This window comes from Streptomyces sp. NPDC021100, assembly GCF_044333095.1.
Taxonomy (GTDB): Bacteria; Actinomycetota; Actinomycetes; order Streptomycetales; family Streptomycetaceae; genus Streptomyces.
Map to the genome: position 1 here is coordinate 63193 of NZ_JBIRQH010000005.1, position 25750 is coordinate 88942.

The 25750-nt window shown below is 74.1% G+C and carries 23 protein-coding genes; 7 read left to right on the forward strand and 16 right to left on the reverse strand.

The features are described from left to right. Window positions 1-48 precede the first annotated feature (48 nt). The 4 genes from ACH4PU_RS12415 to ACH4PU_RS12430 are packed head-to-tail and all read right to left on the reverse strand — an operon-like array spanning window position 49 to window position 4684. The gene (locus ACH4PU_RS12415) at window positions 49-1053 is read right to left on the reverse strand and encodes a TIGR03842 family LLM class F420-dependent oxidoreductase (RefSeq protein WP_398270098.1); all 1005 of its coding nucleotides are present in this window, start codon (window positions 1051-1053) and stop codon (window positions 49-51) included. A 21-nt stretch (window positions 1054-1074) separates the two neighbouring features. After that, a complete protein-coding gene (gene hydA / locus ACH4PU_RS12420; protein WP_398270101.1) occupies window positions 1075-2475 on the reverse strand; it encodes a dihydropyrimidinase in 1401 nt (466 codons plus the stop codon). Further along, entirely contained in the window at window positions 2472-3803 is a 1332-nt protein-coding gene (locus ACH4PU_RS12425; protein WP_398270104.1) for an aspartate aminotransferase family protein, read from the reverse strand. The genes hydA and ACH4PU_RS12425 overlap by 4 nt, the downstream gene beginning before the upstream one ends. Window positions 3804-3841: 38 nt before the next feature. Further along, window positions 3842-4684, reverse strand: a complete 843-nt coding sequence (locus tag ACH4PU_RS12430; RefSeq protein WP_398270107.1) for a nitrilase-related carbon-nitrogen hydrolase — start codon at window positions 4682-4684, stop codon at window positions 3842-3844. Between the two features lie 231 nt (window positions 4685-4915). Between ACH4PU_RS12430 and ACH4PU_RS12435 the strand changes: the two genes are divergently transcribed. Beyond that, the gene (locus ACH4PU_RS12435; protein WP_398270110.1) at window positions 4916-5467 is read left to right on the forward strand and encodes an isochorismatase family protein; all 552 of its coding nucleotides are present in this window, start codon (window positions 4916-4918) and stop codon (window positions 5465-5467) included. Between the two features lie 131 nt (window positions 5468-5598). Here ACH4PU_RS12435 and ggt read toward each other — a convergent pair whose 3' ends face one another. Next, complete coding sequence (gene ggt / locus ACH4PU_RS12440; protein ID WP_398270113.1) at window positions 5599-7428, reverse strand: gamma-glutamyltransferase; 1830 nt, start codon at window positions 7426-7428, stop codon at window positions 5599-5601. 151 nt (window positions 7429-7579) lie between these two features. Next, window positions 7580-8470: an SGNH/GDSL hydrolase family protein gene (locus tag ACH4PU_RS12445; protein ID WP_398270116.1), complete on the reverse strand. Its 891-nt coding sequence runs from the start codon at window positions 8468-8470 to the stop codon at window positions 7580-7582. 611 nt (window positions 8471-9081) lie between these two features. Between ACH4PU_RS12445 and ACH4PU_RS12450 the strand changes: the two genes are divergently transcribed. Continuing rightward, a complete protein-coding gene (locus tag ACH4PU_RS12450; protein WP_398270119.1) occupies window positions 9082-9552 on the forward strand; it encodes an RrF2 family transcriptional regulator in 471 nt (156 codons plus the stop codon). A 99-nt stretch (window positions 9553-9651) separates the two neighbouring features. Further along, window positions 9652-10842 (forward strand): globin domain-containing protein, encoded by a 1191-nt coding sequence (locus ACH4PU_RS12455; protein ID WP_398270122.1) that lies wholly within the window; start codon window positions 9652-9654, stop codon window positions 10840-10842. 14 nt (window positions 10843-10856) lie between these two features. Here the strand turns inward: ACH4PU_RS12455 and ACH4PU_RS12460 are convergent, their stop codons facing one another. The 4 genes from ACH4PU_RS12460 to ACH4PU_RS12475 are packed head-to-tail and all read right to left on the reverse strand — an operon-like array spanning window position 10857 to window position 14080. After that, window positions 10857-11729 carry an amino acid ABC transporter permease gene (locus ACH4PU_RS12460; RefSeq protein ID WP_398270125.1) on the reverse strand — a complete coding sequence of 291 codons (873 nt, stop codon included), beginning with the start codon at window positions 11727-11729 and terminating at the stop codon, window positions 10857-10859. Beyond that, a complete protein-coding gene (locus ACH4PU_RS12465) occupies window positions 11726-12370 on the reverse strand; it encodes an amino acid ABC transporter permease (protein WP_185945508.1) in 645 nt (214 codons plus the stop codon). Before ACH4PU_RS12465 ends, ACH4PU_RS12460 begins: the two co-directional genes overlap by 4 nt. Continuing rightward, window positions 12367-13320, reverse strand: coding sequence for a glutamate ABC transporter substrate-binding protein (locus ACH4PU_RS12470; RefSeq protein WP_398270129.1), 954 nt, complete (start codon window positions 13318-13320; stop codon window positions 12367-12369). Before ACH4PU_RS12470 ends, ACH4PU_RS12465 begins: the two co-directional genes overlap by 4 nt. Window positions 13321-13336: 16 nt before the next feature. Then, on the reverse strand, window positions 13337-14080 hold the full coding sequence (locus ACH4PU_RS12475; protein ID WP_185945507.1) for an amino acid ABC transporter ATP-binding protein: 744 nt from the start codon (window positions 14078-14080) through the stop codon (window positions 13337-13339). 337 nt (window positions 14081-14417) lie between these two features. Between ACH4PU_RS12475 and ACH4PU_RS12480 the strand changes: the two genes are divergently transcribed. Then, the gene (locus tag ACH4PU_RS12480) at window positions 14418-15218 is read left to right on the forward strand and encodes a GntR family transcriptional regulator (RefSeq protein ID WP_398270133.1); all 801 of its coding nucleotides are present in this window, start codon (window positions 14418-14420) and stop codon (window positions 15216-15218) included. 745 nt (window positions 15219-15963) lie between these two features. Here the strand turns inward: ACH4PU_RS12480 and ACH4PU_RS12485 are convergent. After that, entirely contained in the window at window positions 15964-16404 is a 441-nt protein-coding gene (locus ACH4PU_RS12485; protein WP_398270136.1) for a DUF6278 family protein, read from the reverse strand. 149 nt (window positions 16405-16553) lie between these two features. On the opposite strand from ACH4PU_RS12485, the gene ACH4PU_RS12490 reads away from it, so the two are divergent. Further along, window positions 16554-18410, forward strand: a complete 1857-nt coding sequence (locus ACH4PU_RS12490) for an SGNH/GDSL hydrolase family protein (RefSeq protein ID WP_398270882.1) — start codon at window positions 16554-16556, stop codon at window positions 18408-18410. A gap of 147 nt (window positions 18411-18557) precedes the next feature. Here the strand turns inward: ACH4PU_RS12490 and ACH4PU_RS12495 are convergent, their stop codons facing one another. Together ACH4PU_RS12495 and ACH4PU_RS12500 are read right to left on the reverse strand one after the other, a co-directional pair. Then, the gene (locus ACH4PU_RS12495; protein ID WP_398270139.1) at window positions 18558-19004 is read right to left on the reverse strand and encodes a MarR family winged helix-turn-helix transcriptional regulator; all 447 of its coding nucleotides are present in this window, start codon (window positions 19002-19004) and stop codon (window positions 18558-18560) included. Window positions 19005-19033: 29 nt separating this feature from the next. Then, window positions 19034-19924: an NmrA/HSCARG family protein gene (locus ACH4PU_RS12500; protein WP_398270142.1), complete on the reverse strand. Its 891-nt coding sequence runs from the start codon at window positions 19922-19924 to the stop codon at window positions 19034-19036. A gap of 115 nt (window positions 19925-20039) precedes the next feature. On the opposite strand from ACH4PU_RS12500, the gene ACH4PU_RS12505 reads away from it, so the two are divergent. After that, window positions 20040-20528 carry a MarR family winged helix-turn-helix transcriptional regulator gene (locus ACH4PU_RS12505; RefSeq protein WP_398270145.1) on the forward strand — a complete coding sequence of 163 codons (489 nt, stop codon included), beginning with the start codon at window positions 20040-20042 and terminating at the stop codon, window positions 20526-20528. A gap of 65 nt (window positions 20529-20593) precedes the next feature. Further along, window positions 20594-21079 carry a MarR family winged helix-turn-helix transcriptional regulator gene (locus ACH4PU_RS12510; protein ID WP_398270148.1) on the forward strand — a complete coding sequence of 162 codons (486 nt, stop codon included), beginning with the start codon at window positions 20594-20596 and terminating at the stop codon, window positions 21077-21079. Between the two features lie 125 nt (window positions 21080-21204). Here the strand turns inward: ACH4PU_RS12510 and ACH4PU_RS12515 are convergent, their stop codons facing one another. The 3 genes from ACH4PU_RS12515 to ACH4PU_RS12525 form a co-directional block, all read right to left on the reverse strand. Continuing rightward, window positions 21205-21984: an exodeoxyribonuclease III gene (locus ACH4PU_RS12515; protein WP_398270151.1), complete on the reverse strand. Its 780-nt coding sequence runs from the start codon at window positions 21982-21984 to the stop codon at window positions 21205-21207. 74 nt (window positions 21985-22058) lie between these two features. Next, a complete protein-coding gene (locus ACH4PU_RS12520) occupies window positions 22059-22703 on the reverse strand; it encodes an MBL fold metallo-hydrolase (RefSeq protein ID WP_398270154.1) in 645 nt (214 codons plus the stop codon). Window positions 22704-22707: 4 nt separating this feature from the next. Beyond that, entirely contained in the window at window positions 22708-25626 is a 2919-nt protein-coding gene (locus ACH4PU_RS12525; protein WP_398270885.1) for a carboxymuconolactone decarboxylase family protein, read from the reverse strand. Window positions 25627-25750 lie beyond the last annotated feature (124 nt).

The following is a 25750-nucleotide window of genomic DNA, read 5'->3' on the forward strand; positions in this document are numbered from 1 at the left end:
CGTCAGGGACCCGTCAGCGCCCCTTCAGGGGGACCCACCAGGGCCCCGTCAGGGACCCGCCAGCGCCGGGATCACCCGTTCTCCGTACGCGTCGATCGTCGCCTCCTTCGCGTCGTGCATCGCGTACACCGCGAACTGGTCGACTCCCAGGGCCCGTAGCTCCTCCAGCCGCGCCACGTGCGCGTCCGCCGGGCCCAGCAGGCAGAAGCGGTCGACGATCTCGTCCGGGACGAAGTCCGTCGACGGGTTGCCCGCGCGGCCGTGGTGGCTGTAGTCGTAGCCCTGCCGCCGCTCGATGTACGTGGTGAGGGCCTCGGGGACCAGGCCCGAGTGGGCGCCGTAGCGGGTGACGAGGTCGGCGACGTGGTTGCCGACCATGCCGCCGAACCAGCGGCACTGTTCGCGGGCGTGGGCGAGGTCCTCCCCTACGTACGCGGGGGCGGCGACGCAGACCGTGACGGACGCCGGGTCGCGGCCGGCCTCCTCCGCCGCGCCGCGGACCGCCTTGACCATCCACTCGGTGAGGAAGGGGTCGGCGAGCTGGAGGATGAAGCCGTCGGCCTCGCGGCCGGCCAGGGCGAGAGCCTTCGGGCCATAGGCCGCCATCCAGACCGGGAGGCGGCCGTCGCGCACCCAGGGCAGCCGCAGCGGGGTGCCGCCGACGTCCGTCTCGCGGCCCTCGGCCAGGTCGCGGATGATCCGCATCGATTCGCTCAGCGCGGCCAGGGTGTTGGGGCGGCGGCCCGCCACCCGCATCGCCGAGTCGCCGCGCCCGATGCCGCAGACCGTGCGGTTGCCGTACATGTCGTTGAGCGTGGCGAAAGTGGAGGCCGTGACCTCCGGGGTGCGGGTGGAGGGGTTGGTGACCATCGGGCCCACGACGAGCCGTTCGGTGTGTTCCAGGATGCGGCTGTGGATGACGAACGGCTCCTGCCACAGCACGGCGGAGTCGAACGTCCAGCCGTACCGGAAGCCGCGGCGCTCGGCGCGGCGCATCAGCTCGACGACGGCGGTGGCGGGCGGGTCGGTTTGCAGGACGATGCCGAAGTCCAAAGCTCAAGCTCCTTACGGGAGTTACCCGAGGTACTGGCAGGTGGTCCGCGGCACGTAGCGGCCGTGGCCCGTGCGGCCCGTGAACCGCCGTTCGTCGATGACGATCTCGCCGCGGGACAGGACCGTCTCCACGCGGCCGGTGATCTCCTTCCCCTCGTACGCCGAGTAGTCGACGTTCATGTGGTGGGTGGTGGCGGAGAGCACCTGGGTGGCCCGCGGGTCGTAGACGACGAGGTCGGCGTCGGCGCCGGGGGCGATGGTGCCCTTGTGCGGGGCGAGGCCGAACATCCGGGCCGGCGCGGCGCACGCGAGCTCGATCCAGCGGCGGCGGGAGATGTGGCCGTCGACGACCGCCTGGTGGAGAAGGTCCATCCGGTGCTCCACGCCCGGCAGGCCGTTGGGGATCTTCGAGAAGTCGCCCCGGCCCAGCTCCTTCTGGCCGGAGAAGCAGAACGGGCAGTGGTCGGTGGAGACGACCTGGAGGTCGTCCGTGCGCAGCCCGCGCCAGAGGGCCGCCTGGTGCTCCCGTGGCCGCAGTGGCGTCGAGCACACGTATTTCGCGCCCTCGAAGCCGGGTTCCGCCAGGTTGTCGGTCGAGAGGAAGAGGTACTGGGGGCAGGTCTCGCCGAAGACCGGAAGCCCCTTGTCCCGGGCCGCCGCGAGCTCCGCCACCGCCTCCTCCGCCGAGACGTGGACGACGTACAGCGGGCTGCCGGCGACCCGCGCGAGCTGGATCGCGCGGTGCGTGGCCTCGGCCTCCAGCAGGGCCCTGCGGACCTCGCCGTGGTAGCGGGGGGCCGTCTTGCCCGCCGCGAGGGCCTGTCGGACGAGGACGTCGATCGCGATGCCGTTCTCGGCGTGCATCATGATCAGCCCGCCGTTGCCGGCGGCGCGCTGCATGGCCCGCAGGATCTGCCCGTCGTCGCTGTAGAGGACCCCCGGGTAGGCCATGAAGAGCTTGAACGACGTCAGCCCTTCGCCCACCAGGAGATCCATCTCCTTAAGGGTGTCCTCGTTCACATCGGAGAGGATCAGGTGGAAGGCGTAGTCGACCGCGCACTTCCCCTCCGCCTTGGCGTGCCACGCGTCGAGCCCCTCGCGCAGCGCGCGGCCCCGTGTCTGCACGGCGAAGTCGACGACGGTCGTGGTGCCGCCCCAGGCGGCGGCCCGGGTGCCGGTCTCGAAGGTGTCGGAGGAAGAGGTGCCACCGAAGGGGAAGTCGAAGTGCGTGTGGGCGTCCACGCCGCCCGGTACGACGTACCTGCCGGTCGCGTCGATCACCCGGTCGGCCGTCCAAGCCCGGGCGACCGAGCTGCCCGCCGCCGCGAGCGCGGCCACCTTCCCGTCCTCGACGAGGACGTCGGCGTACGTCTCCTCGGCGGCGGTGATGACGAGACCGCCCTTGACGAGGGTCCTGGTCATGAGCGTCCTCCCGTTCCCGCGTCCTGCCGCACCCGCCGGAGCGCCCGTTCCAGCGCCGCCGCGCCCTCCTCCGCCTCCGCGACGGTCAGGGTCAGCGGCGGGGCGATGCGCAGGACGGTGCCGTCCCGGCCGCCCTTGCCGATCAACAGGCCCTCCTCGCGGGCCCGTTCCAGGGCCTGGCCCGCCGCCTCGGACGAGGTGAGTTCGACGCCGATCATCAGGCCCCGGCCGCGTACCTCCCGGACGACCGGGACCGGCAGTCCGGCGGCGACGGCGCGGAGCCGTTCGATCAGCAGGCCGCCGACGCGCCGGGCGTTGCCCTGGAGGTCGTGTTCGAGGAGGTAGGTGAGGTTGGCGAGGCCGGCGGCCATGGTGACCGGGCTGCCGCCGAAGGTGGAGATGGAGTTGGCCTCCAGGCAGTCCATCACCTCCGCGCGGGCGACGACGCCGCCGACGGACATGCCGTTGCCGATGCCCTTGGCGAAGGTGAGCAGGTCGGGCGGGCCGTTCTCGGCGTGGGCCTGCCAGCCCCAGAAGTGGTCGCCGGTACGGCCCCAGCCGGTCTGCACCTCGTCACTGATCCAGAGGATGCCGTGCCGGTCCAGGACCTCCCGGAAGGCCGCGTAGAGCCCGTCGGGCGCGGCGGTGAACCCGCCGACGCCCTGCACCGGTTCGGCGATCAGCGCGGCCACCGTCCCGTGCGCCTGGCCGAGCATGTCCTCCAGGTCGCGGACGCAGGCGGCGGTGAACGCCGCGTCGGAGAGGTGCGCGTACGGGCCCTGGGAGCGTACGGCGCCGTGCACGTACAGCGCCTGGAGCGGCGAGAGGCTGGTGGGCGACCAGGCGGAGTTGCCGGTGATGCCCACGGTGGAGAAGGAACGGCCGTGGTAGCTGTTGCGCATGGCCAGGATCTGGTTGGACCGCCGGTAGGTCGTGGCCAGGAGCAGCGCGGCGTCGTTGGCCTCGGTGCCGGAGGTGGTGAAGAAGACGCGCGCGTCGGGGATGCCACTCAAGGCGGCGACGCGCTCGGCCAGTTCGACCATGTGCCGGTCGAGGTAGAGGGTGGACGTGTGGAGGATCCGGCCGGCCTGTTCGGCGACCGCCTTGGTGACCTCGGGCAGCGCGTGGGCGGTCATGGTGGTGAGGATGCCGCCGAAGAAGTCGAGGTAGCGGCGGCCCTCGGCGTCCCAGACGTACCGGCCCTCGCCGTGGGTGAGTTCGATGGGCTCGGCGTAGTAGAGGGACAGCCAGGCGGGGAGGACGGCCCGGTGGCGGGCGTGGAGACCGGGGGCGGCGACGGGGGCGGAGGCGGCGACGCGGCCGGTCACGGGCCCAGGGTCGGGAACGGGCCCCCCGCTCGTACCGCTCACGGCCGCACCAGCCCCTCGTACGCGTCGGGGCGCCGGTCCCGGTAGAACGCCCACTGCTGCCGGACCTCGTCGATCAGCGCGAAGTCCAGGTCCCGGACGACCAGTTCCTCCTTCGTGTCACTGGCGACGTCACCGACGAACTGCCCGCGCGGGTCGACGAAGTAGGAGGTGCCGTAGAAGTCGTTGTCGCCGTACTCCTCCCGCCCGACGCGGTTGATCGCGGCGACGAAGTACTCGTTGGCGACGGCGGCGGCGGGCTGTTCGAGCTTCCAGAGGTGCGCGGAGAGGCCGCGGGAGGTGGCCGACGGGTTGTAGACGAGCTGGGCACCGGCCAGGCCGAGCTGCCGCCAGCCCTCGGGGAAGTGGCGGTCGTAGCAGATGTAGACGCCGATCCGGCCGACGGCGGTGTCGAAGACCGGCCAGCCGAGGTTGCCGGGTTTGAAGTAGTACTTCTCCCAGAAGCCCTTGACCTGCGGGATGTGGTGCTTGCGGTACTTGCCGAGGTAGCTGCCGTCGGCGTCGATGACGGCGGCGGTGTTGTAGTAGAAGCCGGACTGCTCGACCTCGAAGACCGGCACGACGATCACCATGCCCGTCTCCCGGGCGAGTTCGCGCATCCGGCGCACGGTCGGCCCGTCGGGGACCGGCTCGGCCCAGCGGTAGTGCTCGCTCTCCTGGACCTGGCAGAAGTAGGGGGCGTTGAAGACTTCCTGGAAGCCGATCACCCGGGCACCCTGCGCGGCGGCGGCGCGGGCGTGCTCCTCGTGTTTGGCGATCATCGATTCGGTGTCACCGGTCCAGCCGGCCTGGACCAGTGCGGCGCGCACAACAGTGGTCATGAGCTGCTCCTCCGCCGGGGCGTGATGCCGGACGACGCGATGCCGGGCGACGCGATGCCGCGTGTACGGGACGCGGGGGCATACGGGACGCCGGGCTACGCGCGAAGATCCGCGTGCCTGCGACCGTATGGCCCGGCACCCGCCGAGGCAAGACCGACGCGGCCTGTGGACGCCGACTCCACTACACAGGAAATCTTGTAAGGTTGCCTGTTCACTGCCTAGGGTGAGGACATGCCTGCCACCACGCTCGACCCGAAGACCGCCCTCGTCCTCGTCGACCTCCAGAAGGGCATCACCGCCCTCCCGACCACGCACCCCGCCGACGAGGTCGTCGCCCGCGCGGCCCGGCTGGCCGCGGCCTTCCGCACCCGCGGCCTCCCCGTCGTCCTGGTCCGCGTCGTCGGTGCGGCACCCGGCCGTACGGAGGCCGGGCGCCGCACCGGCGAACCCCCCGCCGACTTCGCGGAGCTGCGCCCCGAACTCGGCCGCACGGACGACGACATCGTCGTCCCCAAGCGCACCTGGGGCGCCTTCCACGGCACGGGCCTCGACGACCTGCTGCGCCGGCGCGGCGTCACCCAGCTCGTCGTCGCGGGGATCGCGACCGGCCTGGGCGTGGAGTCCACGGCCCGGGCCGCGCACGAGCACGGGTACCACGTGACGGTGGTGACGGACGCGGTCACGGACGTCGACCCGGAGCGGCACCGGAACGCCGTCGAGCGGGTGTTCCCGCTGCTGGGCGAGACGGATACGACGGAGGCGCTCCTCCGACTGCTCGCATGACACCCGGCGGGGCGCTCGGAAAGGCGGGGCGCTCGGAAAGGCGGGGTGACCGGGAAGGCGGGGTGACCGGGAAGGCGAGGCAACCGGAAAGGTGGGGCGCCCGCAAAGGCGCCCCACCGGCCCGCCGCGGCTCACCGCCCCGGCCGCACCACCATCGCGGACCCGCCGCCGCGCCGCACCTTCTCCGCGGCGGCCAGCCACCGCCCGTCCGGCAGCCGTTCGACGCCCGTCGCGGCGCCGATGAAGGACGGGCTCAGCTTGAACACATGCCCCTTCGCCTCCAGTTGGCGGCGGACGGGGCTGTCCCACAGCGCCTGTTCCACGTCCGTCGTCGCGCCGTTGCGCTGGCTGGCGCGCGGCGCGGCGATGGCGTCGACCAGCGGCATCCCGCGGTCCACGTGGTTGAGCAGCGTCTGGAGGACGGTGGTGATGATCGTCGCCCCGCCCGGCGAGCCCAGCGCGAACTTCAGCTTCCCGTGGTCGAGGACGACCGTCGGCGAGATCGACGAGCGCGGGCGCTTGCCCGGGCCGGGCAGGTTCGGGTCGTGGACGCCCGGGCTGACCGGGGTGAACGAGAAGTCGGTCAGCTCGTTGTTGAGCAGGAAACCGCGGCCGGGCACGGTGATGCCGCTGCCGCCGGTCTGCTCGATGGTGAAGGTGTAGGAGACGACGTTCCCCCACTTGTCGGCCACCGTCATATGGGTGGTCTGCTGCCCCTCGTACGGGGTGGGGGCGGCCCGGCCCGTCGTGGCGCAGGGCTTGGGGTGCCGGGGGTCGCCGGGGGCGAGCGGGCTGGTCAGCGCCCGGCTGTCCTTGATCAGACAGGCCCGCGAGGCCGCGAACCGCTTCGACGTCAGCGCCGCGGTCGGTACCTTCTCCTGCGCGGGGTCGCCGATCCACCGGTTGCGGTCGGCGAACGCGATCCGGCTCGCCTCCAGGTAGCGGTGCAGGTACGTCTTGTCGTCGAGCTTGCGGAGGTCGCTCTTCTCCAGGACGTTCAGCGCCTCGGCGACGGCGATCCCGCCGGACGCCGAGGGGGCCATCCCGTAGACGTCGAGCCCCCGGTAGGTGGTGTGCGTGGGGCCGGGGCGCTTGACGGCGTACGCGCGCAGGTCGCGTTGGGTGAGGTCACCGGCGCGCACGACGCGGTGCGCGCCGGGGGCGACGGGAGGTTTGCGGACGGTACGGACGATGTCGCGCCCCACGTCGCCGCCGTACACCGCGCCGATGCCGCGCCGGCCCACCAGTTCGTAGGTGCGGGCGAGATCGGGGTTCTTGAGCGTGGCGCCGACGGCCGGGAGCTTCCCGCCCGGGAGGAACAGGCGGGCCGTGGCGGGGAAGTCACGGAAGCGCCGCTCGTTGTCGGCGGTCTGCTGCCGGAAGGTCTCGTCGACGGTGAAGCCCTTGCGGGCCAGCCGCTCGGCGGGCTTCAGCACCTGCCCGAGCGATCTGCTGCCCCAGGAGCGGAGCGCCGCGTCCCAGGTGGCGGGGGCGCCGGGGACGCCGACGCCGCGGCCGCTGGTGATGGCCTCCTCGAAGGGGATCGCGTGCCCCTTCTCGACGAACAGGTTCTTGTCCGCGCTGAGCGGCGCCCGCTCGCGGCCGTCGAGGGTGAAGACCTTGCGGGCCTTCGCGTCGTAGTAGACGAAGTAGCCGCCACCGCCGATGCCGCCGGAGTACGGCTCGGTGACGCCGAGGGCGGCGGCGGTGGCCACCGCCGCGTCGACGGCGTTGCCACCGCCCTTGAGCACCTCGATGCCGGCGGCGGACGCGTCGGCGTCGACGCTGGTCACGGCACCGCCGCGGCCCACGGCGAGCGGGGTCTTGGCGGGGGCGCGGCCGGCCGCCTCTTGAGCGGCGGCTGTGCCTTGGGCGGCGGCCGGAACGATCCCGAGTCCGGCCACGAGTGCGGCCGTCGCGCAGAGCACGGTCGTTCGCCGGCGCGCTGGCGGTCTTGCCATGGGTACCTCCCTGTCGGCTGAGAGGCCCCGGACCCTACTCGCCGGACCCCTCCGCCGACAGGGCGCGACACGGCTCCTGTTCGGCCTTCCGTTCAGATGCCCGTACAGAGTTCCGTACCGGCTTCCGTTCGGGCTCCGCCGAGGCTTCCCTTCAGCGGCCCCGCGCCTGGGTGATCACCGGCTTGGCCATCGCCCGCTCGCCGTCGGCGTTCGGGTGGAAGGGAGCGGCCGGACGGGCCGGCTGGGCACCCTCGATCCAGCGGTCGGCCTGCGGGCGGCAGACATCGTGGCCCACGGTCGCGCGGTAGGTGTCGGCGTACCGGACGTGGGCCTTGCGCGCCTGCTGCTTCAGCATGGCGTTGAGCTTCTTCTCGGTGTCGCGCAGGTACGGGGTGTCGCCGGCGGCGATCGGGACGTTGGGGAAGCAGCCGACCCCGCTGTCCGGCATGATCGACGGGTAGCCGACGAGGACGACGCGGGCGTGCGGGGCGCGCTGGTGAATGGCCTTGAGGACGCGGGCGACCTTGGGCGCGGCGTCGGCGATGCGCTTGTTCAGCAGGTCGCCGCCGTCGGCCGCGGTGTACTTCTTGCGGCAGGGGGCGCCGGCCGGGTCGGAGACGGAGAGCTGGGCGCAGGTGCCGATGATCTCGCCGAAGCCGATGTCGTTGCCGCCGATGCCGACGGTGACCAGGCGGGTCTTCTTGCCGAGGGCGTTCAGCTGCGGGGCGTTGGCGCCCTGCGCGCGCCACATGTCGTCGGTCTTGGCGCCGCTGCAGCTGACGTCCTTGAACGACTTCTGGTGCAGCGCCTTCGCCGTGAGCGACGGGTAGTTGACGCTGGAGCGGGCACAGTCGCCGCCGCTCTGGGCCGGCACGCCGGGCGCGGAGGTGTACGAGTCGCCGAGGGCGACGTAGCGCTCGCCGCCGTGGGCCGGGGTGGCGGCCGTGGCGGGGGCGGCGGCCCCCGCCGCCAGGGCCGTGGCGGCGCCGACCGCCGCCAGCACCTTGCCGTACCGCCCGCCGTGTGCGCCTGCGTCTGCCACTACTGCCTCCGGAGAATCGGTGATGGTTCCAGGCCGACCGCGCCCCGCGCCTGCGAAAGGTCGCCGGGGGCCGTCGAACACGGCAGTCAGACTCGCCTCGTGTTGACCGTCTGTCAATCTCACAAGGCCTGACGCGAACCACTGGTACCGGCCGTCACTCGGCCGCACGTATCGAACGACGGCTGTCCGGGCGGCCGTTCCGCCGGCCGCCGCGCCGGGCGGGGCTACGCGCGCGGGCGGAGCGGCGCGACGGAACGGCCGACGGCACGGCGGCCGGGCCGCGCCGGCCCGCCGGGGGCACCGCGCGAACGTGACGCCGGGTCGCCGGCTGCCCGCGTACGACGGCAGCCTCCACGCCGTGGCGCGCCATGCAGCGCCGTGCCATGGCATCCCGCGCCGCGCCGCGCGCGCGACGCCGGGCCAGCGCCCTGGCGCCCACCCGCGCGTACGCCGTCGCGGCGTGTGGTGGCGCACGTCCGTGGACCGCGCCGGGCAGCTGAGCGGCACGGCCGCCTGGCCGCACGGACGGCCGGGCGGACCGGACGAACCAGTCCACCGTCCAGAGCCGCCCCTAATAAGAATCCAAAAGTCCGATTAGGTAGAGTACAAGTGTGCGACTGACCAAGAGCACGGACATCGCCCTGCGCATCGCCATGCGCCTGGCCGTGACGTCCGGCGGTACCGAGACCGCCGCGCCCACCACCCGTGAGGTGGCGGCCGCGGTGGGGGTGCCGTACACGCACGCGGCCAAAGTGGTCAGCCGCATGACGCACCTGGGGGTCGTGGAGACCCGGAGGGGCCGGGGTGGCGGGCTGGCGCTCACCACCCTGGGACTGACGGGATCGGTGGGCCGGCTGGTGCGTGCCCTGGAGGGCTCGGGGGACGTCGTCGGCTGCGAGGACGATCCGCCGTGCCCGCTGCGCGGGGCCTGCCGGCTGCGGGGGGCGCTGCGCGACGCGCAGGAGGCGTTCTTCGCCGCGCTCGACCCGATCACCGTCCAGGACCTGGTCCGGCAGCCCACCGGGCCGGTTCTGCTGAGCCTGTCCGCCCGGCCCGACGACCGGTCCGACCCCCACGACTGACCCGAACCGGCGCCGTCCGCCACGCGGCGTCCGCACACCCTGAAATGCGAGTCCCGGATGCGCATTATCCGTCCGGGGCGCGAACCGCAAGGAGCCGCCGTGCTGTCCCCGAAGTCGACCGAGATCGTCCGCGCGACCCTGCCCGCCGTGGGCGGGGCCATCGGCGAGATCACCCCGCTCTTCTACGACAAGCTGTTCGCCGAGCGTCCCGACCTGCTGCGGGACCTCTTCAACCGCGGCAACCAGGCCAACGGCAGCCAGCGCCAGGCCCTCGCGGGCGCCATCGCCGCGTTCGCCACCGCGCTCGTGGAGCACCCGGACGTCCGCCCGGACGCGATGCTGTCCCGCATCGCGCACAAGCACGCCGCGCTCGGCGTCACCGCGGAGCAGTACGAGCTGGTGCGGCGGCATCTCTTCGCCGCGATAGCCGAGGTGCTGGGCGAGGCGGTCACCCCCGAGGTCGCCGCGGCCTGGGACGAGGTCTACTGGCTGATGGCCAACGCCCTGATCGCCCTGGAGCAGCGGCTGTACGAGGGCGCGGGCGTCCCGGCCGGCGAGGTGTTCGTGCCCTGCCGCGTCGTGGCCCGCCACCGGGAGACCGCGGACGTCGCGACCTTCGAGGTCCGCCCGCTCGACGGCCGGGAGCTGCCCGCCGGCCGGCCCGGCCAGTACGTCTCCGTCCGGGTCGAGCTGCCCGACGGCGCCCGGCAGATCCGCCAGTACAGCCTCTCCGGCCGGCCGGACGACGCCCTCCAGTTCTCCGTCAAGCGCGTCCCGGGCGACCCGGCGGGCGAGGTCTCGAACCACCTCCACGACCACGTGGACGTGGGTGCGGAGCTCCAGGTCAGCCTGCCCTTCGGCGACGTGGTGCTGGCGGAGGGCGACCGTCCGGTCGTGCTCGTCTCCGCGGGCATCGGCTGCACCCCGATGGCGGGCATGCTCGCCCACCTGGCCGCGTCCGGCTCGGCCCGCCGCGTGATCGTCGTCCACGCCGACCGCAGTGAGGCGGACCACGCGTTCCGCGAGGACATGCGCCGGCTCGTCGAGAAGCTGCCGGACGCCGAGGCGCACTTCTGGTACGAGCGCCCGGAGGGCGAGTGGCCCGCCGAGCGCACCGGTCACGCGGACCTGTCGGCGATCGACGTCCCGGCCGACGCGGTGGTGTACCTGTGCGGTCCGCTCCCCTTCATGCGGGCGGCGCGGGCGCGGCTGCTGGCGGCGGGCGTCGCCCCGGCGGACCTGCACTACGAGGTGTTCGGTCCCGACCTGTGGCTGGGCGCGGACGCCTGATCCGACGGACGGCGCTACGGCTGTGTGTGGTGGCCGGCCGGGCCGGGGAGCAGCGTCCCCGGCTCGGCCGGCGCCACCTCCACCGCCTCCGTCTTGACGCTGCGCCGCTGCCGCTTGGCGACCCAGGTGGCCAGCCAGGACAGCAGCATGCACATCCCGATGTACACCGGCGAGATGATCATGACGACGGGGATGAACGGCAGCCCGTAGTCCAGGTTCCCCGCGATCAGCTTGCCGGCGTGCAGGAACTCCTCGTACGTGATCAGGAAGCCGAGCGAGGTGTCCTTCAGGGCGACGACGAGCTGGCTGATGATCGTCGGCAGCATCGCCCGGACCGCCTGCGGCACCAGGACGTACGTCATGACCTGCGTCTTGTGCATCCCGAGCGCGTAGGCGGCCTCCCGCTGGCCGCGCTCGACGGAGTCGACGCCGGTGCGGAAGACCTCCGCGAGCACCGACCCGTTGTAGAGGGTGAGGCCGGTGACGAGGGCGGGCAGCGGCTGGACCTTGAGGGCGACGAAGACGAAGAAGATCATCACCAGCACGGGCATGGCCCGGAAGAACTCCACGACCACGGTGGCCGCCCAGCGGAGCGGCCGGTGGTCGGAGAGCCGCCCGGCGGCCAGCAGCCCGCCGAGGACGAGCGAGAACGCGGCGGCGTAGCCGAAGGCGCGGAGGGTGTTGGCGAGGCCGCGCAGCAGCATCTCCTGGATGCCGACGTACGCGAACGGCGTCCACTTCCGCGCGGCGAACTGGCCCGTGTCGACGAGGAGGTACACCACCCAGCCGATGAGGGCCGCGATGGCGACGCTCGCGATCAGGCCGTAGAGGCGGTGGCGCCGGCGGGCGTGCGGGCCGGGGATGTCGTACAGGGCGGTTCCGGTCACCGGGCCACTCCCCACCGCTTCTCCAGCACGTTGAAGACCGCGCTGATGGTCAGGGTCACGATCAGGTAGCCGACGGCGATCCAGACGAAGGTCCAGATGATGCCGTAGCCCAGTTCGTTGAGGGTCTTGTAGGTGCCGAGCAGCTCGGTGACGCTGAACGAGCCGGCGATGGCCGAGTTCTTGGCGAGGGCGATGAGGGTGGAGCCGATCGGCGGGATCACCGAGCGGAACGCCTGCGGCAGGATCACCGTGCCGAGCGTCTGCCCGAAGGTCATGCCGAGGCTGCGGGCGGCCTCGCCCTGCCCGACGGGCACGGTGTTGATGCCCGAACGGACCGCCTCGCAGATGAACGCCGAGGTGTAGCAGCCGAGCGCGAGAACCGCGAAGAGCTGGAAGGGCAGCACCACGCCGAAGCGCGGCAGGCCCAGCACCACCGCGAAGAACAGCAGCGTCAACGGCGTGTTCCGCAGGACCGTCACCCACACGGTGCCGAAGGCACGCAGCGAGGCGACGGGCGCGACGCGGAAGGACGCCATCAGGAAGCCGAGGACGAGGGCCAGCAGCGAGCCGTAGACGGTGAGTTCGACGGTGCCCAGCAGGCCGTCGCCGTAGAGGGAGAGGTTGTCGGTCAGGACGTTCACGGCGCGGACCTCCCGGTGCCGTAGCGGTCGACGGCCGGCGGCTTGGGCGCGGGGACGCCGGACCGGCCGAGCGTCGCGTCGTACGCCTTCTTCCAGTCGCCGTTCCGCTCGTGCTCCTCGATGGCGTCGTCGAGGGCCAGGCGCAGCGCGGTGTCGCCGCGCGGGACGCCGATGCCGTACGGCTCCTTGGAGAACGGTTTCCCGGCGATCTTCAGCTCGTCCGGGGCCTTGGCGGCGAAGCCCATGAGGATGGTGTCGTCGGTGGTGACGGCGGAGACCTGGAGACTGAGGAGGTTGTCGACGCAGATGGAGTACGTGTCGTAGGCGACGGCCTGGGCCTTGGGGAACTCCCGCTTGAGGCGCTGGAGCGGGGTGGACCCGGCGACTGAGCAGACCCGCTTGCCGTCGAGGTCCTGGGGGCCCTCGATGTCCTTCTCGGCCTTGCGCACCAGCAGCCCCTGCCCGGCGACGTAGTACGGGCCCGCGAAGCCGACCTGGCGTTTGCGCAGGTCGTTGATGGTGTAGGTGCCGACGTAGTAGTCGATCTGGCCGTTCTGCAGGGCCGTCTCGCGGTTGGCGGAGGCGATGGTGCGGAACGCGAGGGTCTTGGGGTCGAAGCCGAGGGAGGCGGACATCATCCGGGCGATCTCGATGTCGAAGCCGGAGTACGCGCCGGTGGCGGGGTCCTTCTCGCCCAGGTAGGGCTGGTCCTCCTTGACGCCGACGGTGAGGTGGCCGCGGCCCTTGGCCGTGCGCCAGGTGGGCGAGTCCGGCGGGGTGAAGCCGGAGGCGACGCGGTACGCGGGGAGCTCCCCGGGCGCGGGGCCCTTGATCGGCGGGCTGCCCTCCTTGCCGCAGGCGGCGGTGAGCAGGGCGAGGGCGGCGAGGGCGGCTGGAGAGGCGAAGGCGGCGAGGGCGCTCAGGACCCGGCCGGCGGTGCGGTGTGCCATGTGCTGCGTCACCCGCTCAGTGCTTGAGGATCTTGGAGAGGAAGTCCTTGGCCCGGTCGCTCTCGGGGGCCGTGAAGAACTCCTCGGGGACGCGGTCCTCGACGACGCGGCCGTCGGCCATGAAGACCACGCGGTTGGCGGCGGAGCGGGCGAAGCCCATCTCGTGGGTGACGACGACCATCGTCATGCCCTCACGGGCGAGTTGCTGCATCACCTCCAGCACCTCGTTGATCATCTCGGGGTCGAGGGCGGAGGTCGGCTCGTCGAAGAGGAGCGCCTTGGGGTCCATGGCCAGCGCGCGGGCGATGGCCACGCGCTGTTGCTGGCCGCCGGAGAGCTGGGCCGGGTACTTCTCGGCGTGAGCCAGGAGCCCCACCCGCTCCAGGAGTTCGCGGGAGCGCCGGTCGGCCTCCTCCCTGCCCCGGCCGCGGACCTTCGTCTGGGCCAGCGAGACGTTGGCGAGGACGGTCTTGTGTGCGAAGAGGTTGAAGGACTGGAAGACCATCCCCACCTCGGCCCGCAGCCGGGCGAGCGCCCGGCCCTCCGCCGGGAGCGGCTGCCCGGCCAGGGTGATCGTCCCGGAGTCGATCGGTTCCAGCCGGTTGATCGTCCGGCACAGCGTGGACTTCCCGGAGCCCGACGGGCCGATGATCACGACCACCTCCCCCCGGCCGACCGTGAGGTCGATGTCCCGGAGGACGTGCAGCTTCCCGTAGTACTTGTTGACGCCACGCAGTTCGATCAGCGGATCGACGGCCATGCTCTGCCCAACTCACTCTCGCCCTGTCGGAGGCCCGCCCTGTCCGGAGGCTCGTCATGCCCGGAGGCTCGTCATGCCCGGAGGCTCGTCATGCCCGGAGGCTCACCCAGTCCGGAGGCCCGCACCGGCCGGTCGGAGCAACCTATCCAGGGGCGTTCCGGGACGTCACCGCCGACACGCGTACGGAAGAGGACCAGGCCGACATTTCCTCCGGTGCTCCCGCCGCGCTCCCCCGCTCCTCCGCGCTGTCCACCTGGGCTTTCCTAGGTACACAGACCCAGCCTGGGTACCTAGCCTGTGGGTCCAAATGGGGGAACCAGGGGGAAGGGAGCCCGGAGTGGGCGACAGCAGGCCCGTATATCTGCGCATCGCGGACGACCTGCGGCGGCGCATCGACGACGGCTCACTGACCGTCGGCGCCCGGATCCCCTCCCGCTCCGAGCTCAAACGGGCCTACGCGGCCAGCGACCAGACCGTCGACCGGGCGGTCCGGGTGCTCAAGGCCGCGGGCTACGCGGAGGGGCAGTTCGGGCGCGGGGTGTTCGTCGCCGACCGGGCGCCGCTGGGCACCCTGCTGCGTACCACGGGCGCGGTCGACACCCCGTTCGCGGCGGAGATCCACACCGCCCGGGACCACCACTCGATCAGGGACTCGCGCCCGCCGTGCGGTCGCCCGTCCGGGGGAACCGCGCTGACTTGGGAGGCGTCCTCCGCCGAGGCGCCCGCGCCGGCGCTGATCGCCGAGCGGCTGGGCATCGCGGCGGGCGATCCGGTGCTGCGCACGGAGTACGAGTACCTGGCCGACCGCCGCCCGGTGCAACTCGCCACCAGCTGGGAGCCGCTGGCCGTCACCGCCGGCACCGACGTCGTCCACCCCGAGCACGGCCCGTACGCCCGCCGGGGCGTGCGCGGCCGGCTGGCGGCCATCGGCGTACGGGTCGTCCGGGCCCGCGAACTGGTCGGCTCCCGCCCGGCCACCACACCGGAGGCGGAGGCTCTGGGCTGCACGGCCGGGCAGTGCGTCACGGTCGTCGAGCGGACGCACTTCGACGGGGACGGGCGGGCGGTGGAGACGTCGGACATCGTGGTGCGGGCGGACCGGTGGCGGCTGGAGTACGTGATTCCGTTCACGGGGTGAGGGGCCGGTCGCCGGTGATGAGGGGCCGGTCCTCGTGGGGGGCCGGCCCTCGGTGGGTGGGGGGCCGCTCCCCGGTGGTGTGGGGCCGGTCCTCGGTGGTGTGGGGCCGGTCCTCGGTGGGTGAGGCGGGTCGGGCGATCCGGGGCGGACTTCGGCCGGGGGTTCGCGCGGAGCGCCGGCCGGCAGGCGGAGGCAGTGGACGGGCCGGCAGGCGGGGCCGCTGCGGAGGCGTGGCGTGACAGTTGGCCTTCCGGCTCGCAGCCCACGGTTCGCGGCCCGCAGCCCGCGGCTCGTGACACGGGGGCGTGGCCGGGGCTCGTGGCCCGGGCCCTGGCCCGTGGAAGGGCGCGGTACGAGACCCGGCGTGGCGGCGAGGGTTCGGCCCGCGCGCGGAGGACGGCGCGGGGAGCGCCGACGAAGGCATCGGCGGGAGGACGCCGGCAGGGAGGCGCCGACGTGGGCGTCGGCGGGAGGGCCGGGCGACGGGGCACCGGCGGGAGACGCCGACGTGAAGCGCTCCGACGGGGAGTCGGGCTCGAAGATCGTCATCGCAAGGGGACAGACGTCCGCCACGAAGCCGAGCGCGGGATTTCCCTAGTGGCCCGGCGCGGACGCTCTCCAGGACGGCCGGTACGGACGCCCCCCCCCACGACGGCCGGGGCGGGCGTCGGCCCAGGACGGCCGGGGCACGCAGGTCCAGCCTCCAAGGCCCAGCGCCCAGAGCCCCGCGCCCCGCGCCCCGCCGTCAGTTCTCGGACAACTCGCCGTACACCTGGGAGAGCTCCGGGGCGCCGTCCTCCGCCCACGCGTGCCCGGTCTCGACCACGTCCACCTCACGGCCGCCGGCGAGCAGGACCACCGGCTGGCCGTCGGAGCGGATCCGCCAGGCCGCGCCGGCGACCGTGCGGACCAGCACCGTCCCCAGGTACAGCCCCGCGTCGTTGCCCAGCCAGGACTGGAGCTCCTCGTCGCCGCGCCAGCGCGGCTGCAGCTGGTCGAGGGCCTCCAGGGAGGACGGCCCGTCGTCGAGCGCGACGCCCGCCGACTCCGCCTGCGCGCGCAGCAGTTCGCACTCCGACAGCAGGTCGGCCAGGCCCTCCGGGTCCCAGTCGGCCGTGCCGTGCGCGGCGCCCCCGCGTGCCGCGTCGTGCCGCCTGCGCCAGCCGTCCAAAAAGGGAATGTTCATACCGGCAAGGATCGCACTCGTGCAGATGGCCTCACCACCCGCGCGCGGCGGGACGACGTGACCTGGCGGCCTCCTTGACGTGGTTCCGTGGTCTCCCTAACTTCATCCCGCCACATTCGGCGTGGGGAATCACGGGAGGCATGAGAAGCATGCTCCGGACAGCGCACGGCACGGCACACACGGAACGGCGGCACAGACGGCGGGGCGCGGCGGGAGCCGTCGTGGTGGGGGCGGTCTGCGCCGTCGCCTTCGCGAACGCCCCGGCGCTCGCCCGCCCCGGCGCACCGGCCGAACCGGCGAAGGAGCCGCTCCCTCTGGAGCGGCTCTTCGACAACAAGGCGGTGAGCGACGACGCCCGGCCCCGGGAGGCGGACTTCGACGGAGCGGGCGGCTCCTTCTCCGCCCAGGACCTCGCCGCGGCGGGCTGGACCCCCGGCAGGGAACTGCCGGTCGACGGCTCCGCGCTGCGCTGGCCGCGCTCGGCGCCGGGCACGCCGGACAACGTCCGCGCGGCCGGGCAGACGGTCCGGCTGCGCGGCCGGGGCGACGCGCTCACCTTCCTCGTCGCGGGGAGCGCGGCGGCCGGGCCGGGCGGTGACGTCAGCGGCACCGGGACCGTCCGCTACGGCGACGGCTCCCGCAGCACGTACCGGCTGACCGCCCCCGACTGGCGGCGCGGCCCGCTGACCACCAAGGCCGTCGGCCTCCCCCACCTCAACACCCCCGGCGGGCGCCGGACGGAGACCACCCGGCTGCACGCGGTGACCGTGCCGGTCGCCCGCGGCCGGGAGGTGGAGTCGGTCGTCCTGCCGCAGGCCTCTCGCGCGTCGACCGGACTGCACGTCTTCTCCATGGCGCTGCGCGCTCCCACGAACGAGTGGACCGGCAGCTGGGCGGCTCCCACGTCCGGGTACACGGCCGTCGGGCCGTGGAAGGACCGGACGCTGCGGCTGGTGGTGCACGGCAGCGCGGGCGGGCCGCGGACCCGGATCCGGCTGGAGAACACGTTCGCCGCCGAGCCGGTGCGGATCGGCCACGCGACCGTCGCCGTGCAGGGGAAGGGCGCGGCGGCCGCGGCCGCGCCCCGGACGCTCACGTTCGGGGGAAAGCAGGCGGTCGTCCTGCCGGCCGGGACCCAGCGGTTCAGCGACCCACTGGGGTTCACGGTGCCGCCGGACACCAGCCTGCTGGTGAGCATCCATCTGCCCGGCACCGTACGGGCGTTGCCCGTGCACAACTACACCAACCAGCGGTCCTACCTGACCGCCGACGGAGGCGGTGACCGGACGGCCGACCGGGCCGCCGGCGCGTACACCGGGACCCTCGCCACCTGGCCGCTGCTCACCGGCGTCGACGTCGGCGGCGGCCCGGGATCGGTGGTCGCGCTCGGCGACTCGATCACCGACGGCGAACGGTCCACCCCCGACGCCAACGGGCGCTGGCCCGACCTGCTGTCCCGGCGGCTGCGCGCCCAGCACGCGGTCCCCGCGTACGGCGTCCTCAACAGCGGGATCTCCGGCAACCGGGTGGTCGACGACCGCTACCAGGGCAGCGGCCCGAGCACCACACTCAGCGGCGTCAGCGCCGGCCACCGGCTGGAACGCGACGTACTGGCCCAGTCCCAGGCCCGGACCGTGATCGTCTTCGAGGGCGTCAACGACATCCGCGCCGGCACCACCGCCAACCAGGTGATCGCCGCCCTGCGGTCGATCGCGGAACGGGCGCACGAACGCGGCCTGCGGGTCATCGCGGCGACCATCGCCCCCTGCGGCGGCTTCTACGACTGCACGGCGACGGCCGACGCCCAGCGGACGGCCATCAACCGGCACATCCGGCAGAACGGCGGCGTGTACGACGCGGTCTTCGACTTCGACGCCGCCATCCGGGACCCGCAACATCCGGAACGGATGCTGCCGCGCTTCGACGGCGGGGACCATCTGCATCCGAACGACGCGGGGATGAAGGCGTTCGCGGACGCGGTGGATCTGCGGCGGCTGGTGGGGTGAGGGGCGGCCCGGTGAGACCGCGTTCCGCAAGGGCCTTCCGCAAGGGCACCTTCCGCAAGGGCCGGACTCCATAGGGACCGGGTTCTGTACAGATCGGGTTCCGTAGGGGACAACCGGCGCGGGCCCGCCGGGCCGGAGCCCACGGGTTCAGTGGCCGGCGTGGCCCGCGACAGCCCCGAGTCCCTCGACGTTGCGGGTCATGCGCTCCAGGACGAGGACGGCCGTGCGGTACTCGTCCCGGGAGATGCCGGCGACGGAGACGGCACGGAACGCGTCGACGCGTTCGGCGGCCGCCGCCAGCCGCCGGTTCCCCTCCGGGGCGAGGGTGAGCCGCCCCGGCGCGGGGCGGCTCACCCAGCCGTCGTCGAGCAGGACGCGGACGGCGGCGCGCAGCGCGGAAGCGTCGGCGTTCGCGGCGAGAACCGACAGCACCTCGTCGTCGGCGGTGTCGCGCCCCGCGCGGACGACGTTGAGGACCTGCCAGGCGGTCCTGGTGAGGCCGTGCTCCGCCAGGACGCCGTCCATGGCGCGGGTGAGGGCCTGGTCAGTGCGATTGAGCCAGTAGCCGATGGGCTTCATGCCATGGGGTGCCACGGGGGTCTCCTTCAGCGGTGCGACAGTCGTCAGTGGTGGTGTGCCGACGTGGGGTCGGCGGCCAAGTGGGCCGCCCAGTCCTGGCCGGCGGCCCAGTCGGCGAAGCCGTGCCAGCCGGCCTCGGGATAGGCGCGGCGCAGCCCGGCGACGTCGACGTCGAGGCCGGTGGTGGTGAAGTAGGCGAACATCGCCGCCAGGTCGGCGGAGTGTTCCCGGACCCGGTCCAGCGGCACCTCCCGGTGGACGACCGGGCGGTTGGCAGCCGCGGCGAGGGTCTCCGCGATGCGGGCGGGGGTGAGCTCGTCGGAGGCGATGTCGACGCGGTGGCCGGCGAACTCGTCGCGCCGCGCGAGGACCAGCGCGGCGAAGGCGCCGATGTCGGTGGCGGGGATGAGGGTGAGCGGCCGGTCTGCGGGCATCGGCCAGGCGAAGACGCCGTCCCGCAGCCCGTCGAGGGTCCAGCCACTGGCGTAGTTGTCCATGAAGGCCGCCGGGGCGATCACGGTCCAGGGCAGACCGGACGCGCGCAGGTGCCGCTCGATCGAGTGCTTGCTTTCGTAGTGCGGGATCCCGGTGCCGCGGTCGGCGTGCGCGGCGGAGGTGAACACGACGTGCCCGAGGCGGGCGGCCGCCGCGGCGTCGACGAGGGTCCTGCCCTGCCGGGTCTCGGTGTCCGTGTCGGTGCCGAACGGGGTGGTGACCGCGAAGAGGGAGTCGGCGCCGGCGAGGGCGGTGTCGAGGGAGGCGCGGTCGTCGAAGTCGGCGTGGCGGACGTCGGCGCCAAGGCGGCGGAGGGCCTCGGCGGCGGACGATCCGGGGTGGCGGGTGAGGGCGCGCACGTGGTGGCCGGCGGCGAGCAGGGCTCGGGCGGTGGCTCCGCCCTGGGCTCCGGTGGCTCCGGTGACGGCGATGGTGAGCACGGGTTCTCCTGACAGGGGGTATGGAGGATGGATCGCGTAAACTTGCTGCGTGGCGCAGTCGCTGCGCCATGCAGGAGATTACGGGATATTGCTGCGCCGCGCAGCGATTTGGAGTGTGATTCAGGTGACGGACCCGCGCCGGGCCCGGCTGTACGAGGAGTTGTCGGCGGAGTCCCGCCGCTACATGGCGGCGTACGTGCTGTTCAACCAGGCCGTCGCCGACCACCTCGGTCTGCACCCGACGGACGTGCAGTGCCTGAGCCTGCTGACGGCCGAGGACGAGCCGCTCACCGTCCGGCAGATCGCCGACATGACGGGGCTGACCACGGGATCGGCCACCCGGCTGGTGGACCGGCTCGAACGGGAGGGCTACGTGGCCCGGACCCCGGACCTGAAGGACCGTCGCAGGGTACTGGTCACTCCGGTGCCGGAGCGGGTCGCCCGCGTCGCCGCGGTGTGGGACGACCTCGGCGGGGCCTGGCGGGCGCTGCTCGACGAGCACACGGAGGAGGAGCTGGAGGTGGTCACCCGCCACATGCGGAAGGCGCACGACCTCAGCCAGGCGCAGATGCGGTACCTGCGGTCGCGGCCGAAGCCGCAGTGAGGTGAGGGGCGGGAGGCCGGACAGGGCTTGCCCTCGACCGCACTTGAGGTCCTAGCTTCATGATCATGACGCACGTGAACGCCTCTGCGAAGACCTCCGTGAACGCCCCCACGAACGCCTCGCGGAACGGCACCGCCGCACCCGCCCAGCCGCCCATCGCCCTCGCCGCCTGGCGCGCCACCGAAGCGATCCTCCGGCATTCCCAGGCCGCCCTGGCAGGCATCGACCTGACCCAGCCCCAGTGGTGGGCGCTGAACAACGTCGTCCGGGCCGAGCACGGCCTGACCAGGCACGAGATCCGCGCCGTGGACGTGCCCTACGGCATGGGCACCGAGGTGACGGCCCACGCCGCCGACGCGCTCGTGCACCGGGGCTGGCTCGTCGCCGGCGCCGACGGCCGGCTGACCCTCACGGACCGGGGCCTCGCGGGCCTCGCGACGGCGAAGGAGCGCATGGCCCGGGTGCGCGAGGAGCTCGTCGGCGACATCACGGAGGAGGAGTACGCGACGGCGGTCTCCGTGCTCCGGCGCGTCACCGACCACCTCGCCTGAGCGGGCCGGGCCGCGGCCGGCGTCGCGGCGGGCCGGGCCGCGCCGGCCGCGGCCCGGCCGTCCTTACGCCCGCCCGGCTCCGCCCATCACCGTCGGACGACAGGATCCCGTCGGAGCGACCGGATCTACACGTCCAGGTCGACGACGACCGGCGCGTGGTCCGACGCGCCCTTGCCCTTGCGCTCCTCGCGATCGACGTACGCGTCCTTGACCGCGCCGGAGAACGCCGCGTTGCCGTAGACGAGGTCGATGCGCATGCCCCGGTTCTTCGGGAAGCACAGCTGCCGGTAGTCCCAGTAGGTGTACGGGTGGTCGTACTTGAGCGGCCGGGGCACGACGTCGGACAGGCCGGTGTCGCGCAGGGCGGCGAGGGCGGCGCGCTCGGCCGGGGTGACGTGGGTGGCGCCCTCGAAGACGGCCGGGTCGTAGACGTCGTCGTCCGTCGGCGCCACGTTGTAGTCGCCAAGGACGGCGAACGGGCGGTCGCCCGTGGCGTCGGCGGCCACGGCGTCGCGCAGCGCCTCGAACCAGCGGAGCTTGTAGCCGTAGTGGTCGTGCTCGACGTCCCGGCCGTTCGGGACGTAGACCGACCAGACGCGGGCGGCCCCGCAGGTGGCCGAGATGGCCCGGGGCTCCTGCGCGCCCTCGAAGTCCGGGCCGCCCGGGAGGCCGGTCACCACGTCGGCGATGCCGACGCGGGAGAGCACGGCCACGCCGTTCCACCTGCCGGTGGCGTTGACCGCGGCCTCGTAGCCGAGGCCGCGCAGCTCCTCGTACGGGAACGCGTCCGCGGCGCACTTGACCTCCTGGAGGCACAGCACGTCCGGACGGCTGCTCTCCAGCCAGGCCAGCAGCCGGGGCAGGCGGGCGGTGATCGAGTTCACGTTCCAGGTGGCGATGCGCATGCGGCCACCCTAACGGGAGGGTCTGACAACGCCCGTTTCCGCAGGTGGGAGGGGTGGCTGGACAGGTCGGGAGGTCAGAGCTCGACGCTCTCCCCCGGCGCCAGCCGGGAGTGCTCCGCCCCGCCGACGCCGGGGCCGTCCGGGCCGAGCATCCGGTCGTAGACCGGCCGCGCCAGGTCGGTGAGGAGCGCGTCGTGGACGTCGATCGCCCGGCGCGGCGCGACCTCGCGGAGGTAGTCGATGACGTCGCCGACCCTGTTCCACGGTGCCATCACCGGCACCATCAGCGTGTCCACCGGCCGGCCGGGGACGGTGAGGGCGTCGCCGGGGTGGAAGAGCGTGTCGTCCACGAAGTAGCCGACGTTGGTGATCCGTTCGAGGTCCGGGTGGATCACGGCGTGCAGCTGCCCGTGCACCTCGACGTCGAACCCCGCGGCCGTGAAGGCGTCGCCCTCGCCGACGGTGTGCACCCGCCCCGGGAACGCGGCCGAGAGCCGCTCGGCGACGCTCCGCAGCGTCCACAGTTCGGTGGCCGGGTTGGCCTCCAGGGCGGCCCGCAGCCGGTGCGCGTCGAAGTGGTCCGGGTGCTCGTGGGTGACCAGCAGGGCGTCCGCCCCGAGGGCCGCGTCCTCCTCCGTGAACCCGCCGGGGTCGATGACGAGGGCGCGGCCTTCCTTCTCCAGACGGACGCAGGCGTGACCGTACTTGGTGAGTTTCATGCCCTCATGATGACGCGCCGCCCTCGGGGGACGGGTCCGGCCGGCCCGGCCCGTCCCCCATGACCGGCCGGATCGCGGCGAACGCGGCCCGGGCGGCGGGCAGCCCGGCGTAGAGGGCCGTGTGCCGCAGGGCCTCCTGGATCTCCCCCGGCGTGACCCCCAGCCGGAGCGCGGCCCGGGCGTGGCCGGGAAGCTCCTGGACGTGGCCGCCGGTGGTGAGCGCGGTCAGGGTGAGCAGTGCCCGCGTCCGCGGGTCGAGGCCGGGTCGGGACCAGCTCTCCTCCCAGGTGACGCGGGCCGCGAAGTCCTCGAACTCGCGCGTGAACGGATCCGCCGCGCCGGCCGCCTGGCCGTACGCCTCCCCGTGCGCCTCCCCCAGCGCCCGCCGCCGCACGTCGAGCGCCCCCGCCGGAGCGCCCCCGGCGTCGGCCCCCGGCTCGACGACGGTCAGGGCGTCCGCCGAATACACGCCTCCGGCCCGGTGCCGGGCGCGCGGGGCGCGCGTGTCGGCGGGTACGTCGGTGGGTACGTCGGTGGGTACGGCCGCTTCCGTTCCGTGCGCGGTGGCGGCGGGCAGGGCCGCGGAACCGGCGGCCCGGACGTCCTCCCGGCGGGCGACTTCGGCGGGGGCGTCGGGGCTGGTGGCGGTGTCGATGCTGCTGCGCGTTCCGGGCTCCGCGCCGGCGGGCCGTCCGCCCGCCGCGACCGCTGCGTCCGCCGGGGCATGCGCTCCCTCCCGCTGCCCCCTGGTTCCAAAGGCGGCCTGCCGGCCCACGCCCACTCCGATTCCGGTCCTCCCGGGAGTGCGGCGGGCGCTCGGGCGGCCGGTGGCGGTGGTGCCCTGGGACGTGTCGGGGGTGGGAGTGGGCAGGGGGTCCGTCCGGACCGGTTCCGCGGCCGGCGGCCGGTCCCCGGAGCGAGCGGCCGAACCCGGTGCCGGGACGGGGGACATGTCGGTGGTCGGCACGTCCGCGGGCGCCCGCCCCGAGGCCGGTGCGCCCTCCCCGGAGCGGACGTGCGAACCCGATGCGGAGCCCACGGACACGTCGGCGGTCGGCACGTTCGCCCGGACGGCGTCGGAGGCCGGACCGCCCGCGCCAGGCGCCTCGCCGGCAGCCGCCGCCGAAGCGGGCGCGGAGAGCGCGGACATGTCCGTCGTCGGCACGTCCACCCGGGAGACGTCCGGGGCGGAGCCACCCGCACCGGGTGCCTCGGTGACGGCCGTCGCCGAACCGGGCACCGGAGACGCCGACATGTCGGCCGTCGGCACATCCGCCCGGGCCGTGTCCGGGGCCCGGCCGGCCGCACCGGGCGCGTCGCCGGCTGTCGCCTCCGCACCGGGTGCGGAGAGCGCCGACATGTCCGTCGTCGGCACGTCCACGCGCACATCCACGCGACCGGAGCCCGCCGCCCCCGTGCCGTCGCGACGGCGCGCCGACGCGCGTCCGCCCGACGGGGACGGGTCAGCGGCAGGAGCGTCCCCGCCGGCCTCACCGGTGGAACCCGCCCGCACCGCCTCGCCGGTCTCCGGCGTCTCCGCCGTCACCGCCTCACCGTTCCTACCGGCCCGGGCCCCGGGACGGCGCGTCGAACTCGGCGGGGACAGCGCCGACATGTCCGTCGTCGGCACATCCGCACGCGCGGGATCGGCCACCGCATCACCGCCACTCCCGTTCACAGCGGCCTCACGGCGGCTCGCCGAAGCGGGCGCGGACAACGGGAACATGTCCGTCGTCGGCACATCGACCCGGGCCGGGGCGGGGGCGGGACCGCCCACCGCGGACGCCGCCGCACCGGCCCCCGGGCGCACCGAGGCGCCGGCGGCGGCCGAGGAGGACGGACCTCCCGTCGTCCTGCCGGTGTCCGGCGCGGGGACGTGGCGCGGGGCGTCCGCTCCGGATCGCGGGGCCGGGGCGGACGGGGGCAGCGGGGACATGTCCGTGGTCGGCACGTCCACCCGTGCGGGGCTTCCCTGCCCTGCCGGGCGCGCCCCCGCGTCCGTGCGGAGGCCTGTTTGCGGGTCCTCGGTGCCGCTGCCGCCGGGTCCCGGGTACGGGCCGGGAGCAGGCCCGGCCGGGGAAGGCGTTCCTCCCACCGGAGCGGTCGGTGCGCCGCCTGGGGCACCGGCTGACGCGTCGAACGCCCCTACGGCGTAGGGCACTTGGTTAGCGACGTCGTCCGGGCCACCGGCGCCCGCCGGAGAGGCCGGGGCCAGCGGCTCGGTGGCGCCGTGCCCGAAGCCGGGCAGGGGTGAGCCCCCGGAGCGGTCGTCCGGGGCCGGGGACGGACCCGGGAACGGTCCGAAGCCCCCGTCGACGCGGCCGGGGGCGGGAGGGCCGTACGCCGTCGGCGCGTCCGCGGAAGCACCCGGAGCGGGGGCCGCCGTCGCGTACGGGCTGTCGACCGGCGGGCCGACCGGGCCGAAGACGTCGGCCCGCAGCGTTCCGTTACGGAGCATGGCCTCCGGCCCGTGGGCCGTGGCGGGCGTGGCCGGCCGGGGGCCGTTCGCGGGACCGTTCGCGGGACCGAAGGGGTCGGGGGCCGCGCCGAAGGGCGCGGGATCCGGGGCAGGGCCCGGTATACCGCCCGCCAGGGGCGGCCCGAACACGCCGTGCGGCGCGTCCGCGCCGCGGGGCGGCGGCCAGCCGGCGGGCGGCCCCTCGGCGAAAGCGGCGGACGGCACCGGCCCGTCCCCCAGCACGATCGGCGGCAACAGCGCCGTCGGCGCCTCGCCGGCGGCCGCACCTGGCGACGCGGGCGGGGACGCGGCAGCCGGCCCGGCCGAAGGCGAGCCGGGCGGGGCCGCCGCAGACGCGCCCGCGGGCACCGAAAGACCAGCGGAGGCGCCCCCACCGGCCGGGGACGGGCCGGTGGATGTGACCGGAGGAGCCGAAGACGCGCCGGCCGACGAACCGGCATGCATGGCCGAACCGGCAGCCGCACCCCCGGCGGACGGCACGCCCGGCCCGCCGGGCTCCGACAGGCCGGCGGAAGCACCCGCGCCGGCCGCGAACGAACCACTGGACGTGACCGGAGGAACCGATGAC